Source organism: Cognataquiflexum aquatile (genome assembly GCF_003316845.1).
In the GTDB taxonomy this organism is placed as follows: domain Bacteria; phylum Bacteroidota; class Bacteroidia; order Cytophagales; family Cyclobacteriaceae; genus Cognataquiflexum; species Cognataquiflexum aquatile.
The window spans coordinates 312,762-327,018 of the sequence record NZ_QMIK01000002.1 but is presented as its reverse complement, the minus strand read 5'-3'; the positions used below and the strand labels follow the sequence as shown (position 1 = coordinate 327,018).

Genomic DNA, 14,257 nt, shown 5'->3' with positions numbered 1-14,257 from the left:
ATTATTTTGGATTGACGATTTGGTAATCGATAAAGGATTGGTAAAAATCATCCATGACGGCATCACGGTCAAAATTCTCCCAAAGGACTATTTTCCTAGAATTTTCGGGCCTTTCTACCCATTGGTTTTCAATCAGGATCGGGCATGGAACTTCTCTTTTTTCTCCCCAAACAGGATTTTTCAAAATCGCCGCTGCTACCATGTCAAACAAAGCACGCGAAGGTGGATCGCCATGGTAATCGATATGCTCAAACAAATTGACGGCATAGTCCCCAAAATTGTGAAACTCACCGCCATGCCTGCCAACAATCGGAGTTTCTATCTGTGGTCCCAAACCAGGCATTCGGCTGTTGATTTCAGCTTGGGTGACCTTGACGGCATCTGTTCCTGAAGGTTCGCCATAACGGACAGTGACCATTTCAAAGGGAACCTGCGTATTCAACACATAATTCATAGACACGGTATCGTTGTCCTGATTGTATTCTCCGGGTTGTGGATAATTGGATCCCAACCAAACCACCCGCATTTTGGAAGCAATCGATGGGTCTTTTTCCAAAGCCAAAGCGACATTGGTCAACTTCCCAACAGCAAGCAGAATGAGTTCTTCCGGATTGTCTGCATTTGCCTGTTCGATGATGAAATCCACGGCCTCCTGACCATCAAAATTCCCGTTTGCGACGGTACCCTGGATCTCGGCAAAAGATCCATTGGCCCCTTTGAGTAAAGGAATCTTTTCATAACTGAGACCAAGTTGCATGATCCGTTTTGCTTCTTCATAATGTCCGTTGATATCCCCGCCGCTTTTGGTCGCATTGACAGTGACGCCCTCAAGATCAAAAGTCTCCCCGTTGAGCAACAGGTAAATCAGGGCAAACTGGTCATCCAACTCATTGTTTGCATCCGTGTCATAAATAAGGCGCACTTTGTTTTCTACAGGTATCAATTCCTCTTCGGTTGTATTTTCTACTTTTCCGGTACAGGAAAAGAGCAGAACCAATAAAGAAAGAAAAATCGGATGGGTCTTTTTCATAGGATTGGGACTTGGTTTTAATAGTTTTTATTCCCCGGATCAACTGATGAATAATGGATGGCCTCGTTGACATTGACACGGTATCCGGTTGGGATGTTGACGGCTACAAGTCTGACAGCATGATCTCCTTCCTTCAGGTCATAATTCCAAAAAATCTCATGCTTCCTGCTTTGGAAGCTTGTGGACATTTTGACCTTTTCCATCAGCACGTTATCCACAAAGACCTCCAACTCCAGGACTGCGTCAGGAAGCGAGGCATCTTTGACAGCCTCTCCTGTGAGTACAAATCCATTTCCTGCTGTGGCAAATTCAACACTCCCATTTTGTTTGTCCAAAGGCTTGAAGATGGAAGCCCTTTTGGTTGGATAAATTCCTTCAAAACCAATCTCCAAAGGCTTGGTAACGGGTTTTTGGTATTTGATGGTAATGCCGTCGGCGGTTTCTTCGCCTCCGTTTCTTTTGACCATTTGGACCGCATGGTCCATACCGACCTCATAGACTTTGTTGAGGGACATGGTCGTATACTTGAAATTCATGTTTTCCACTTTGTCGATTCCCTGCTTCCAATAATCGGGAATATTGCTGTATCCGATCATGGTTCCCAAAATCCCTCCTGCATTGGCCGGGTTACAGTCTGAATCATACCCACAGCGGGTACTGATGTCAATGGTTTTGCCATAATCACCATCGCCATATAAAAGCCCGATGACAATGTAGGCGGCATTGATTTTGGCATCAATGTTAAAAGCTTTGAAAACCCCATCCGGACAGCCTTTTTCTTTGGTCCATTTCTTTTGGGCTTCAAACCAAGTCTGTTTCCAATCATCAGGATATTGCTTATGCCACTTGATCACATCTGCGATACATTGGTGAAACTCACTTTCGGCAGGGATGGTCTTCAGGGCTTCCTCCACGACAAATTCCATGTCATCGTGGACAAAGGCAAGCGCATACATCGCAGCTACATAAATCCCGCCATAGACACCGTCCCCATAATTCATGATATGACCGATCCGGTCACCGACGTTTGCGGCAGCATTGACCATTCCCGGCGCCATCAATCCGGCGAAATCTGCTTCTATCTGAAAATCGATGTCATCGGAATGTGGGTTGTTTTTCCAATACCCGGAAGCCGGAGGCATCATGCCGTTGAGGATATTGTAGCGGGCAGCCTGATTGGCATGCCAAAGCTGGTATTCAGCATTGGCAAAGGCAAAGGCGTGTAAAGAATCTGCAGCATCCAAACCGTGTTTTTCGAAGATATCCACAAAAGTCAGGTCCATGTAGACGTCGTCATACAGGCCTGGAATATTTTCATACCACCAAAGCATCTGGTTTTCATCCCAAGGAATGGGAACCTCGTCGCCAATCATGGTGCCGTTGAAGCGGAATTCTGTCGGTCCGCCGTAGGTGCAGCCGATCACCTGACCTGCCCATCCTCCTTTGATTTTATCCTGAAGTTTTTCTTTACTGATGGCAATAGCAGCGCCTTCTTCATAAGTAGCAGGAGCTTCCACTTCGGTTACAGTTTCTTTTTGACAAGAAAAAAAGACCAATCCAAAAAGGACAGGGGCAAAAGTTATCCACAATTTATTTTTCATATGCTTAGGGGGGTTGGAAGGGTTGTCAGGTTATGGGGTTGTAATGGGTATAATGGTTGTAGTTGTTGTAATGGTTGTCGGGTTATCTGCTTCGCGTTGTCAGGTTTTCAAGTTAGAGAGTCGTTCAGGGTAAAAGATCAGCTTAAATTATAAACTAGGACTATTCTTGGTACTTGGTACTATATTCTCTCAAAGTTCTTTCAGATATGGTATCGACGTCTGCGCACCAAATCTCTGCACGGACAGCGTGGCGGCTTTTAAGGCAAAGGAGACTGCTTCTTGGATATTCTTCCCGTTTCCCAAGGCCACTGCCAAAGCCCCGCAAAAGGTATCGCCGGCGGCAGTTGTATCTTTTACCTCCACTTTCGTTGTTGGAATGATTCCCTGAAAGGTATCCGTAAACAAAAAAGCCCCGACGCCTCCCATCGTGATGATGATTCTTTGGACTCCTTTGTTTCTCAATCTAGAAGCTGCCTGATAGGCAGAAGCCTCCCCGATGACCTTGACTCCTGTCAAAAACTCGGCTTCGGTTTCATTTGGAGTAATGAGGTGAAGAAGAGGAAATATACTTTCCGGCAAATCCATGGCAGGTGCGGGATTGAGGATTACCCTTTTTCCTAAGCCATAGGCTTTTTGGCAGGCTTCCACCACAACAGGTAATTTGACTTCAAGCTGGACAAGAATGATATCCGCCTGCTGAAAAGCTTTGGACGCACTTGAAATTTCGGCTTCCGAAAGAGTATGATTTGCGCCTGGAGCGACGATAATGGTGTTTTCGCCTGAGTTATCCACAGTAATCAATGCCACACCGGAAGGTTGATCGGGATTTTGTGTAATGAGCGAGGTATCTATTCCCTCTCTTTTGAAGTTCTCTAGATTCTGGTCTCCAAAAAGATCTTTTCCCAATTGGGTAATGAAGCAGACATCACCTCCCAATCTGGCAGCAGCCACTGCCTGATTGGCACCTTTTCCACCGGGAATCAATGAAAATTCTCCTCCCATTATAGTTTCACCGGGAACAGGAAAATGATCGGTTCGGATCACCATGTCCATATTGGCTGATCCGATGACGAGTATTTTGGGTTTTTTTTTGTCCATCACCTTACAAATAAGAAAACATGGCTTTCATCAAACTAACCTATTCCAAGACTGAATTTTAGTAGTTTAAACTTTTATGAAAGCCCGATTTAAAGTAATATTATATTGTGCTTATCTAAAAATAGCAATTTACCCTGAGATAATCCAAATTTACCTTGAAGGGGTATTTATTAACAATAAACCCAAATGAAAATGAAAAAAAATTTTCCCCAAATTTCCAGGAGGAAATTTTTAGGAACCTCACTTCTGAGTGCTGCAGGCCTTTCTTTTTTGCCAGGAATCAGCATTGCCTCTAATCAAATCCAATCCGGCGACATCCATCAGGTCAGGTTGGGATTTATTGGCGTCGGGCGGCAGTCTATGGGAATACTGAATGGCATGATGCGGATTCCGGGAGTGGAAATAATGGCCTGTGCGGATGTCTATGAAATCAAAAGAGAAAGGTTCAGACTCAGGGTTAACAAAATCAGCGCTGAGTTAGAAAAAACAGCTCCAAAAGTAGACCTCTACACCGATTACAGGGAATTGCTTGCCCGACAGGATATCGATGCTGTGGTGATTGCTTCACCGGACCATTGGCATGCCCTCATGGCGATAGATGCCTGCAAAGCAGGAAAAGATATTTACCTCGAAAAACCGCTTACTCTTACAATCCGGGAAGGTCAGGAATTGGTCAAAGCAGTTAGGTCCCATGGTACTATTCTCGCCGTCGGCAGTCAGCAGCGTTCGGATGTCAACTTCCAACATGCTGCCCGTATGGTATTGAAAGGAAGAATCGGAAAAGTGAAACAGGTGCTCGTCCATGTCGGACAACCGGAACATCCGGTTCCCTATGACCTTGAAAAACAAGAAATACCTGCAGGTTTGGACTGGAAAACATGGTTAGGTCCTTTACCGGCATTACACTACAATGAAAAGCTCAATCCGCCCATTTCTCTCGAACCGGAACAAAATGAAAAGCTCTGGGGCGCGTGGCGATCTTACAAAGAAACCGGCGGAGGGTATATGACCGATTGGGGCGCGCATATGTTTGACATTGCCCAATGGGGATTGGGTATGGACAGAAGCGGTCCTGTCAAAGTCGTTCCGGCCAAAGACGGAAAACCATTGACTTACCATTATGCCAACGGAGTAGAAATGGTCGTAGGGCCTTTTGACGGAAACAGGCAAGCTGTTCAGTTTATTGGCGAGGAAGGTTGGATCAAGGTTTCGAGAGGAAATTTTGATTCCTCTGACAAAAGTCTCAAGCCCACAATAGAGTTGCCCAAACTAGGTTATCCACCGCATTATTGGGATTTCATAGATTCAGTCATTAAGAGAAAAGATCCGATTGTCCCTGTGGAAGTCGGCCACAGCACCTGTGTCGTCTGCACGATCGGCAACATTGCTGCCGAATTGGGACGTCCTTTGGATTGGGATCCAAAAAGTCAGACTTTTCCACACGATCCTGAAGCCAACGACAAAATGCATTATGATTACGAAAACGGATACAAACTTTAAACCCATCATATCATGAATAAAAGAAGAGATTTCTTGAAAATATCAGGCGCGTTGGCATTGGGAAGTATCCTCGCCCCCAAGGATTTATTTGCGGCTCCATTTGCCAAAAAGCCAATAGGATTGCAGTTATATTCTGTACGAAAGGCCATGACAGATGATCCTCAGGGCACTTTACGAATTGTATCTTCTATTGGATACAGACACCTTGAGAATGCGAGCTACAAAGATGGAATGGTATATGAGATGGAGCCCCTGTTTTACAGAAAATATATCGAGGATTTGGGTATGAAACTACAAAGTGCCCATGTTGGCGGACCGCAATATGATCCTGCCAAGAAGGAAGAGGCTTTGGATTGGTGGAAAAAAGCAGCCGATGACCATAAAAAGATGGGCGCCAAATACCTCATCAAACCTTCCATGCCTATCCCGAAGACTTTGGCAGAATTGGATGTATGGTGTGACTATTACAACGCCATAGGGGACGTGGCCAAAAGATCGGGGATGATGTTTGGCTTTCATAACCACTCCCGCGAATTTGAAAAAATCGAAGGAACCATCATGATGGACCACATGATCAAAAATACCGATCCAAAGCTTGTCTGCTTTGAACTTGATGTGTATTGGTCACAAAAAGGTGGCTATCCGGCTGTGGATTACTTGAAAAAATACCCCGGAAGATTCCCTCTACTCCATATCAAAGACGAAGAGGAAATCGGGGCAAGCGGAACCATGGATTTCAAACCAATCTTTGAGGCTGCCTATGCCCAAGGAATGAAGGATTTCTATGTGGAGGTTGAAAAATACAATTATGAACCTATCGACAGTGTCCAAAAAAGCTTTGAATACCTCAACAAGGCGGCATATGTAAAATAAGCGAGTCAAAAGGCCTGCCCATTCTTCGATTGGGTAGGCTTTTTTTTAAATCCCGAATCTATGAAAAAACATCACTTATCCACATTTCTGATTCTTCTTAGCATGGCTTTTTTAGGAGCATGCGGCAAACAGGAATCCTCAGAAGAAAAAGAGACATCACAGGATTCCACCACGGTATTTACTCCCAATCCACAGGAGATGACCGAACAGCCTGTTGGAAAATTGGCAATCGGAGATCAGGCCCCCTTTTTCAATCTGCCTGATGTAGAAGGTAAAATGGTCTCGATCGATGACTTCAAAGATGCAGATGTCTTGGTCATCAACTTCACCTGCAACCATTGCCCGACAGCACAGGCCTATGAGGACAGGTTTATCAACATGGTCAATGAATACAAAGGAAAAAGCGTTGCTTTCGTAGCTATTTCCCCAAACAGTCCTATTGGTATTTTACCGGAAGAATTGGGCTATACCGACCTGAGTGACGATTACAAAAGTATGCAGATCCGGTATGTGGATAAAAAGTATAATTTCCCATACCTCTATGACGGAGACACCCATCAATATTCCTTGGCTTACGGTCCAACAGCCACTCCTCAGGTTTTTGTATTTGATAAAGAAAGAAAACTCAGCTACTCCGGCAGGATAGACGCTTCCGAAAAACCCGGAACTGCCAATGCGGAAGACCTCCGAAACGCTATCGAAAAAACTTTGGCCGGAGAACCCCTGCCTGTGGATAAGTCTATAACGCCGGCTTTTGGATGCTCTACCAAATGGGCTTGGAAAAATGAATACACCATCAAAACCAATGAGGAATGGAAGAAAAAACCGGTGGAAGTCCAAAAGATATCCACAACCGAATTGGCTGATCTGCTCAAAAATGATACTGACAAATTATTGCTGATCAACTTTTGGGCGACGTGGTGTGGGCCTTGTGTGATAGAATATCCGGAGTTTATTGAGATTCAAAGAATGTACATGGGCAGGGATTTTCAGTTTGTCTCTCTGAGTATGGACAACCCTAATCAGGAAGATAAGGTCCTAAAGTTTCTGCAAAGCAAATACTCTGCTGTTCCAAATTACCTGATCGATACAGAAGACAAATATGCTGTCATCGATGTAGTCAAAAACGGTTGGGACGGAAGTCTCCCTATCACCCTTTTGATCGAACCTGGAGGAAAAATGGCTTATACAAGAATGGGAGAAATCAATGCCTTGGAACTGAAAAGGGCTATTGTCGATCATCCTATGATTGGGAGGTATTATTGATTTGGTTATTGGTTATTGGTTATTGGTTATTGGTTATTTGGTTATTGGTTATTTGGTTATTGGTTATTTGGTTATTGGTTATTTGGTTATTGGTTATTTGGTTATTTGGTTATTGGTTATTTGGTTAATTGGTTAATTGGTTAATTGGTTAATGGTCTATTTGGGACTAGCTCGATAATACTTTTCCATACATACTTATGGCGGCCAGGTCCCGACAACAGAACTGAATTTCGCAATCTCACCGCGGTTATCATAGGAGAATTTAACTAATATTGAGAATTCCGGATTTCTATCAATTGACCATAAAGATCACAGCCCCGAAGTGGGCGAAATATAGAAGCCATGGGTTAGATGCTAAACCGATTTTTATACTTCCTTTTATCTTAATGCACCGCAGCCCATGGTTTAAATTGGGTACCATTCTCAATTTCGGTCACGAATCTTATAAATAAAAAATTCTTCTATACCGAAATGGTTAGGATGGTTTCTTTGTTCTGCGGGTTATTTGGTTAATGGGTTAATTGGGCATAAGAAATTAAGCGCTATATCAAAACAGTTGGGTTGAAAGAAAAGTTATCAACAGTACCGATACTTTTCAAATACTTTTAAAAAGATAAACAATGGAAAAAATTAACATCAGCTATACAGCGACGGCCGTCAACACCGGCGGAAGACGGGGACATGTCAGGACAGATGACGGCATGTTGGATTTTGACGTGGCGATGCCAAAGGAAATTGGCGGACCGGGGGGCAAGACCAATCCCGAACAGCTGTTTGCCGCAGGATATGCCACCTGCTTTGGAGGAACTTTGGCTGCTATTGCAAAGGGAGTCAGCCTGAATGGTTCAGAAATCACTGTACAGGTTCATACGGGAGTATCTGACAAGGGAGGATATGCCTTGGCCGTGGACATTGCAGTCAGCATTCCAAAAGCACCCTCTTTGGAAGAAGCAGAGAAATTGGTGGCTGCTGCACATTCAGAATGCATGTATTCCAAGGCTGTAAAAGGAAATATCGAAGTTAGGGTAAAGGTTTTATAGAAGAAGGCTTCTCAATTGAAAAAAAAGAAGTGAAAAATCCCAAAAAAATTCAGATAAAACCGGGTATCAATTTTATCCATTCGTTGTGAGATTCTTCACTTGGTGGTACGTTGTGGTCAGCAAGACAGGTAAATTAGAACAATCTTTTGTAATTTTCAAAATGCTCAATAAAATATAATACAGTTTAAAGTAGATCAACAACATAATAGCTCCGGAGAAGGTAAAAAATACACAGAATAGGTTATTCAATAAAATATCAATAAAATTCTATAATTCTTTTGTTAGGGGTTTTTCAGACACTTTTATAGTGGTTGTTTCTTAACGATTTAAGCTTTTGTTGAAGAAGAAAAATCATTTATAAAAATTGGTTTAGGCATAAAAAAAATTTTGACTATTTTTTTTTTCCCTGCTAAAATTTTAGACGGTCGAGTACTCTCCTACCTTTCCAAAAATTTGGTCAGCAGCGCTTTGGATTGGCTTTTGATTTTATTTTGTACCAAAGGTGACCAACCCAACAACGTGCCTTTGATACCCAAGGCCATCCTCGACCATTTCCACAGGTCAAATTTATCAGTATGCCGGATGATTTTCCCGTCTTTGAATTCAAATTCAGCTTTGATTTTGTTGTGAACCATTCTTTTATCGGGACCAAATGGGTAAACTGCTTCCCACTTCGCTTCTCCTGAATTACGTACTACTTTGACATCAGAAAAGGTAACCTTGAGGTTTCCTTTACTCCGGTTGAGAAGCATTTTCCACATCGCTTTGGCTTCTTCACCCTTAAGCACTCCGAACACAGGATCTTCAAAAACAACATCGGGATGGTAATAAGAAACCATTTCATCTGCTTTTCCTTTTGCAAAAGCACTGTAAAAATTGTGGATAACTTTTGAATTGTCCATGGCTTAAGAAGTTGACTTGATTGAAATTTAACCAATTATGGACGAATTAGAAAGAATGGACTTGTTTCATTTTTTACCACAAAAGGCACAAAAGGATTGAATGTGGAGATGAGAAAGTTTTTACCGCAATGGACGCAAGGGTTTCGCTGTGGGGCGCTATTTGAAGTATGTGTTATTTTATTTTACCACAAAGGACACTGAGAGCACAGATAACTTTGTTTTTTTACCGCCATGGTCGCTAAGGTTTCCCTAAGAGCGCAATGGGCTTTTCTTTGTGTCTTTGCTGCTTTGTGGGAAACATTTTTTACCGCAATGGACGCTATGGTTAAGCAAAGGATCGCAATGGCTTTTCTCCGAGGTGGAGCTAATTTATTACCACAATTATAGAAACAAAGAGAACATAGAAACTAATAACAGTTGTTCTACAATCATTCTGAACCGCCTCCTGAGAAGGTGAAAAATCTCTCTTATTTGCTTTTTCTTTGCATCTTTGCGCCTTCGCGTGAAACTCAATTTCTTACTTGAATTCCTTTTCCTTCGTGTCTTTGAGGCTTTGTGGGAAACTTCCTTTCTATTCTTCTTTGTGGCTTTGAGGCTTTGTGGGAATTTATTTTCTTACCTATCCATGAACATATCCTTCATTTCACCCAAGGGCAATTCCTCCAAGACCACCCTTTTGGAGATTCCCTCTTCCTCAGCCCACCGGACAAGCCTGACAAATCCGTCAGCGATCTCAATCCCTGAAATACTGTTGTCACTGTAGCAACAGCAGCCGGCATTGAAGTAAGTGGGCTTGTACTTCGGCAAATCAGCCACTCCTAAGGTACATTGGCTTGGATGCCTTTTGATCTTTTCTTCCAATTCGGCAGACTTATCCACATTCTCTGTTTTCTTTGCCTCCTCCAACTGTGCCCGAAGCTGTTGGATGTGGCTGTAAGAGTGAAAGATGGGCTGATGGGTATGTCCGGTTACCAAGACCACATTTTCCTGTTGCTGACTCCATTCGTACATGAGTTTGTTGTGGAGGGTTTTTTCCTTTTGGCTGAGGGCAGGGGTGTTGATGTTGATATCCAAAAATGACTGCAAAGGCCCCCAAATATAGGCCACAAACCAAATCGAAAACTTATTGCCGTCGCTCCTTCTGTCCCCCTGATGTCCGTGGGTACAAAAGACATCAATATGTCTCCCATCTTTGTAATTGACCCGCACCACAATGCCCCCGTAGATATTGATGGCTTTGTCATAAATCTCCCGAAGGTACATCTTCGAAAATGGATCTATCTTCCAAAAAAGGTCATGGTTGCCGTAGATTTTAAAAAAAGCATTCCGCTTCACAAACTTCCTTTCTGCCTCAAATGTCTTTTTGTTGTGCTGCATTATGGAGAAGATGTTGAACTTCCAAAACTCCTCACTGTCGCCCAAATTGATATAATACGCTCCCTTTTCATTGTAATGTTCCAAAGCAGTAAGGTAATTGTTCTCCGCATGACGGAATTCGTCCCGGCCTTTTCTATTCCCCTTGTGCACATCGCTGAGGATAATGAAGCTGTTGCCACGCAGGTCAAGGTTGTAGAGTGCACCTTCTTCCGGTTCGGGGTTTTGGGTGATGTCCTTATAAATTTCCGTCAATCTCCTGAAGACAAACTCCCTTTCCGGTGAGGAGGAAATCTTTTTGGAAAACCAAATGGTGGGCTTCCGCAACACAAAAACTATGGGTGATTTGAGGATTTGAAAGAATCGTTGGAACATGGATTAAAAATAATGAAAAAATTCATTGGAGGGTTGTAGTGGTTGTAATTGATGTAGTGGTTGTCTGCTGCGCGTTGTCGGGTTGTAGTGGTTGTAATTGTTGTATTGGTTGTAATTGTTGCCTGCTTAGCATTGTTGGGTTTTCAAGTTGTCAGCGTCGCGTTGTCAGGTTATCGGGTTGGAATGGTTGTAGTGGTTGTAATTGTTGTAGTTGTTGTAGTTGTTGCCTGCTTCGCGTTGGCGGGTTTTCAAGTTGTCTGCTTCGCGTTATCGGGTTGTAATTATTGTAGTGGTTGCCTGCTGCGCGTTGTCAGCTCTGCAAACTGAAAACTGAGACTGCATACTGAAATTGTTGTCTGCTGCGCGTTGTCGGGTTGTCGGAATGTGGAAAACCCCGAAGGGGTGGTAGGATTATAGAAAAATGGATTTGATCGTAGGGTAGGCAAAACCCCGAAGGGGTGACATATTTATAGATCAGGATCAACCGGGAAGTCAGGTGCGGTTTTGGCTAATTTGATGACCAAAGTTGAACATGGCTTTCCGCCAAAACAAGGAAGGGATTGAATGCCTAAGGGGTAAAAAGACTAGCGCTGATTGTCTTGAAAAAGTACAAGCAATTAAATTATCGGAATAATTATATGGTTTCTTGGAAATTGGTCAAAAGTTAACGAATGGTGGGGGAGGGTATAACGGGTCCCCAGGAGAGGGTTAGGAGAAGTATAGGGGAAAGTGGGGGGAAAATGCCGATTTTTGGAAATTATATTGTATTATTTCTTTTAGAATTGATTTATTTTAAGTTGGGGTGAATTGTTTTATTTTGGGAAATGGGTTGGAAATACGGCTTGTTCTTCTTCTTGTCCGGTAGAAAAGTTAAAGATCTTTTTTCATTTGGGATCATAATAGCCTGTAGTCGGAAAAGGACTAATTGGATTCATCATTTCTAGCTGTTGATTTACCGAATGTAAATTACAAAATGTTCATCGTGCATTATATTTCTGTTGACGAGGGGGGTAAGCTCGCAGTATCCCTTACTTTGGTACTACTTTGGTATTACTTTGCTACTACTTTGGTAGGTCTTTGCTAGGGGTTTGGAGGGAGGTTTCAGAGATTGGCTTTCGAGTAGGGTTGATTCCATTTAAAGTCAGGATTTCAAATATTTTTTAAATTGATTACTAAGAACACTTGCCTTTTTAATCTAAATTTTTAAATTATAACATAATGATTGTCAAGCTGATTGACATTTTTATTCATCGAATAATCCTTAAGAATATGAAATTAAAAGAATTGCTTGACCGCCTTAATTCCATAACCAAAGAAAACCCTCAGGCCTTAGATATGCTTGTAGTTGCCTCGACAGACGAGGAAGGAAATTCTTTCTCGCCTTTACTGTACTCGCCTTCTTTGGGTGTTTATGATAACGGGGACTTTGTTAGTGAAAAGGACTTTGAAATCCTAGGAATGAAAAAATCTGCATCAAACGCATTATGCATCAATTAAAAAATCCAATGATCAGCTATCACCTTAATCATTCGAAAAAGAAATTCTCAAGGTTTAACAGATTTTCAAAGTTCATCTTGATTGGAAACGATATAGATGGTCGTGTCAATGTTGCAACCGAAACCTTTCAAAACTACGAGGAAGTTAAAATGAAACTTCCTGCGATTTTTAAAAACTTAGAATTCGAGGGAGAATGGTCTCTAAAGCTCTATCAAGTGCCTGACAACTATTCAATACAAACTAAATATGGCTATTATATAATACCGAGCAAGGGAAAATTAGTCCTTGATTATTCCTATATGGTTGCTGGAGATTCGATTGAAATCTCTTTAAGCAACGCTTTTATCCACATAAGCTCTATTTCCAAATCCAAGGACAGATATTGGCAAACCAAGAATGGGGAAACAGAAAACCTAAATGTTTATGAAGAATATGTCACGGTTGAATTAATCGAAAATATTGATGGAAGAGAAATAAAAAATGTAGAATATAGCGGAGACAAAAACGAATTATTCAAAGACGTTTTTGTTTGAAAATGTATGAGTAATGAAATCATCTATTTAGACAATAACGCCACTACCCCTTTAGATCCAAGAGTCCTTGAGGCAATGATGCCTTATTTCACAAATAATTTTGCCAATGCTGCCTCCACACATCAATTTGGATTAGGAGCTTATGAAGCAGTAAAAGAAGCAAGGAAACAGGTAGCTGGCCTAATTGGTGCAGAAACCAATGAAATCATTTTTACCAGCGGCGCCACTGAAGCGATCAACCTTGCAATCAAAGGAGTAGCAGAAGCATATTCGCAAAAAGGAAATCATATCATCACTGTATCCACAGAGCATAGTGCTGTCTTGGATACCTGCCAATATTTAGAAACAAAAGGATTTGAGGCCACTTACCTGCCTGTCAAAAAAGACGGCCTTCTTGACCTAGAAACTGTTAGAAATGCCATGAGGCCGGAAACCATACTTGTTTCGGTCATGCATGTGAACAATGAAACAGGAGTTATCCAACCAATCCGAGAAATCTCAGAGATAGCCCACCAATCCGGTGCCTTATTTATGACTGACGCCACACAGTCCTTAGGCAAGATACCTGTGGATGTGGATAACTTAGGCATTGATCTCTTGACTTTCAGTGGACATAAAATCTATGGGCCCAAGGGAATTGGCGTGCTCTATATCAGACAGCGTCAAAACCGGGTCAAAATTCCTGCACTGCTTCATGGGGGAGGACATGAAAGAGGATTCCGAAGCGGTACGCTAAATGTTCCAGGAATAGTAGGGTTAGGAAAAGCTTGCGAATTGGCAGGAAAGGAGATGGCAGAAAATGAAAAGAAGATTAGGGAAATGCGGGATTTCCTTGAAGAGAATTTTCTGAAAAATGAAAGAGTAACTTTAAATGGTAACTCAAAAGAAAGAATTTTTAATACTCTTAGCTTTTGCATAGAAGGAATTGATGCAAATATCCTCGTTAGTAAATTAAAAAATATAGCTTTTTCAAATGGCTCAGCTTGTACCTCAGCCCTGATTGAACCATCACATGTATTATTAGCTATGGGGCTTTCTGACACTGATGCTTTTTCAACTATTCGGGTCTCTTTAGGTAAGTATAATACCGTTCAAGAAATAAATACCGTTTCCAAAATGTTTTTCAGTTGGATAGATTAGAATTCAAATTTTTTTAAACTATACTTGT

12 protein-coding genes are annotated in these 14,257 nt (G+C 42.0%); 7 read left to right on the top strand and 5 right to left on the bottom strand.

Annotated elements, in window-relative coordinates; all coding sequences use genetic code 11:
* Window position 1: 1 nt before the first annotated feature.
* The 3 genes from DQW11_RS07865 to rbsK form a co-directional block, all read right to left on the bottom strand.
* Window positions 2–1,030: a nucleoside hydrolase gene (locus tag DQW11_RS07865; RefSeq protein WP_113923504.1), complete on the bottom strand. Its 1,029-nt coding sequence runs from the start codon at window positions 1,028–1,030 to the stop codon at window positions 2–4.
* A 17-nt stretch (window positions 1,031–1,047) separates the two neighbouring features.
* Window positions 1,048–2,631: an ADP-ribosylglycohydrolase family protein gene (locus DQW11_RS07860; RefSeq protein WP_113923503.1), complete on the bottom strand. Its 1,584-nt coding sequence runs from the start codon at window positions 2,629–2,631 to the stop codon at window positions 1,048–1,050.
* Between the two features lie 189 nt (window positions 2,632–2,820).
* Window positions 2,821–3,729, bottom strand: coding sequence for a ribokinase (gene rbsK / locus DQW11_RS07855; RefSeq protein WP_113923502.1), 909 nt, complete (start codon window positions 3,727–3,729; stop codon window positions 2,821–2,823).
* 192 nt (window positions 3,730–3,921) lie between these two features.
* On the opposite strand from rbsK, the gene DQW11_RS07850 reads away from it, so the two are divergent.
* The 4 genes from DQW11_RS07850 to DQW11_RS07835 all read left to right on the top strand — a co-directional run bounded on the left by DQW11_RS07850 (window position 3,922) and on the right by DQW11_RS07835 (window position 8,408).
* A complete protein-coding gene (locus DQW11_RS07850; RefSeq protein ID WP_113923715.1) occupies window positions 3,922–5,229 on the top strand; it encodes a Gfo/Idh/MocA family protein in 1,308 nt (435 codons plus the stop codon).
* Between the two features lie 12 nt (window positions 5,230–5,241).
* Entirely contained in the window at window positions 5,242–6,102 is an 861-nt protein-coding gene (locus DQW11_RS07845) for a sugar phosphate isomerase/epimerase family protein (protein ID WP_113923501.1), read from the top strand.
* Between the two features lie 60 nt (window positions 6,103–6,162).
* Window positions 6,163–7,368: a redoxin domain-containing protein gene (locus DQW11_RS07840; protein WP_113923500.1), complete on the top strand. Its 1,206-nt coding sequence runs from the start codon at window positions 6,163–6,165 to the stop codon at window positions 7,366–7,368.
* Window positions 7,369–7,988: 620 nt separating this feature from the next.
* Window positions 7,989–8,408: an Ohr family peroxiredoxin gene (locus DQW11_RS07835; RefSeq protein WP_198669867.1), complete on the top strand. Its 420-nt coding sequence runs from the start codon at window positions 7,989–7,991 to the stop codon at window positions 8,406–8,408.
* A gap of 437 nt (window positions 8,409–8,845) precedes the next feature.
* Here the strand turns inward: DQW11_RS07835 and DQW11_RS07830 are convergent, their stop codons facing one another.
* Together DQW11_RS07830 and DQW11_RS07825 are read right to left on the bottom strand one after the other, a co-directional pair.
* Window positions 8,846–9,310, bottom strand: a complete 465-nt coding sequence (locus tag DQW11_RS07830; protein ID WP_113923499.1) for a nuclear transport factor 2 family protein — start codon at window positions 9,308–9,310, stop codon at window positions 8,846–8,848.
* Window positions 9,311–9,925: 615 nt separating this feature from the next.
* Entirely contained in the window at window positions 9,926–11,059 is a 1,134-nt protein-coding gene (locus tag DQW11_RS07825) for a metallophosphoesterase (protein WP_113923498.1), read from the bottom strand.
* 1,269 nt (window positions 11,060–12,328) lie between these two features.
* On the opposite strand from DQW11_RS07825, the gene DQW11_RS07815 reads away from it, so the two are divergent.
* Genes DQW11_RS07815 through DQW11_RS07805 form a run of 3 tightly spaced genes read left to right on the top strand, consistent with a single transcriptional unit; the run spans window position 12,329 to window position 14,229 of the window.
* Window positions 12,329–12,556 carry a hypothetical protein gene (locus DQW11_RS07815; protein WP_157966068.1) on the top strand — a complete coding sequence of 76 codons (228 nt, stop codon included), beginning with the start codon at window positions 12,329–12,331 and terminating at the stop codon, window positions 12,554–12,556.
* Window positions 12,544–13,089, top strand: coding sequence for a hypothetical protein (locus tag DQW11_RS07810; protein WP_113923496.1), 546 nt, complete (start codon window positions 12,544–12,546; stop codon window positions 13,087–13,089). The genes DQW11_RS07815 and DQW11_RS07810 overlap by 13 nt, the downstream gene beginning before the upstream one ends.
* A gap of 6 nt (window positions 13,090–13,095) precedes the next feature.
* Complete coding sequence (locus tag DQW11_RS07805; RefSeq protein WP_113923495.1) at window positions 13,096–14,229, top strand: cysteine desulfurase family protein; 1,134 nt, start codon at window positions 13,096–13,098, stop codon at window positions 14,227–14,229.
* Window positions 14,230–14,257: the final 28 nt, after the last annotated feature.

What these genes read in the sequence shown, in the direction of transcription:
- DQW11_RS07865 (WP_113923504.1), bottom strand. Translation starts at nt 1,030, where the DNA reads ATGAAAAAGACCCATCCGATTTTTCTTTCTTTATTGGTTCTGCTCTTT.
- DQW11_RS07860 (WP_113923503.1), bottom strand. Translation starts at nt 2,631, where the DNA reads ATGAAAAATAAATTGTGGATAACTTTTGCCCCTGTCCTTTTTGGATTG.
- rbsK (WP_113923502.1), bottom strand. Translation starts at nt 3,729, where the DNA reads ATGGACAAAAAAAAACCCAAAATACTCGTCATCGGATCAGCCAATATG.
- DQW11_RS07850 (WP_113923715.1), top strand. Translation starts at nt 3,922, where the DNA reads ATGAAAAAAAATTTTCCCCAAATTTCCAGGAGGAAATTTTTAGGAACC.
- DQW11_RS07845 (WP_113923501.1), top strand. Translation starts at nt 5,242, where the DNA reads ATGAATAAAAGAAGAGATTTCTTGAAAATATCAGGCGCGTTGGCATTG.
- DQW11_RS07840 (WP_113923500.1), top strand. Translation starts at nt 6,163, where the DNA reads ATGAAAAAACATCACTTATCCACATTTCTGATTCTTCTTAGCATGGCT.
- DQW11_RS07835 (WP_198669867.1), top strand. Translation starts at nt 7,989, where the DNA reads ATGGAAAAAATTAACATCAGCTATACAGCGACGGCCGTCAACACCGGC.
- DQW11_RS07830 (WP_113923499.1), bottom strand. Translation starts at nt 9,310, where the DNA reads ATGGACAATTCAAAAGTTATCCACAATTTTTACAGTGCTTTTGCAAAA.
- DQW11_RS07825 (WP_113923498.1), bottom strand. Translation starts at nt 11,059, where the DNA reads ATGTTCCAACGATTCTTTCAAATCCTCAAATCACCCATAGTTTTTGTG.
- DQW11_RS07815 (WP_157966068.1), top strand. Translation starts at nt 12,329, where the DNA reads ATGAAATTAAAAGAATTGCTTGACCGCCTTAATTCCATAACCAAAGAA.
- DQW11_RS07810 (WP_113923496.1), top strand. Translation starts at nt 12,544, where the DNA reads ATGCATCAATTAAAAAATCCAATGATCAGCTATCACCTTAATCATTCG.
- DQW11_RS07805 (WP_113923495.1), top strand. Translation starts at nt 13,096, where the DNA reads ATGAGTAATGAAATCATCTATTTAGACAATAACGCCACTACCCCTTTA.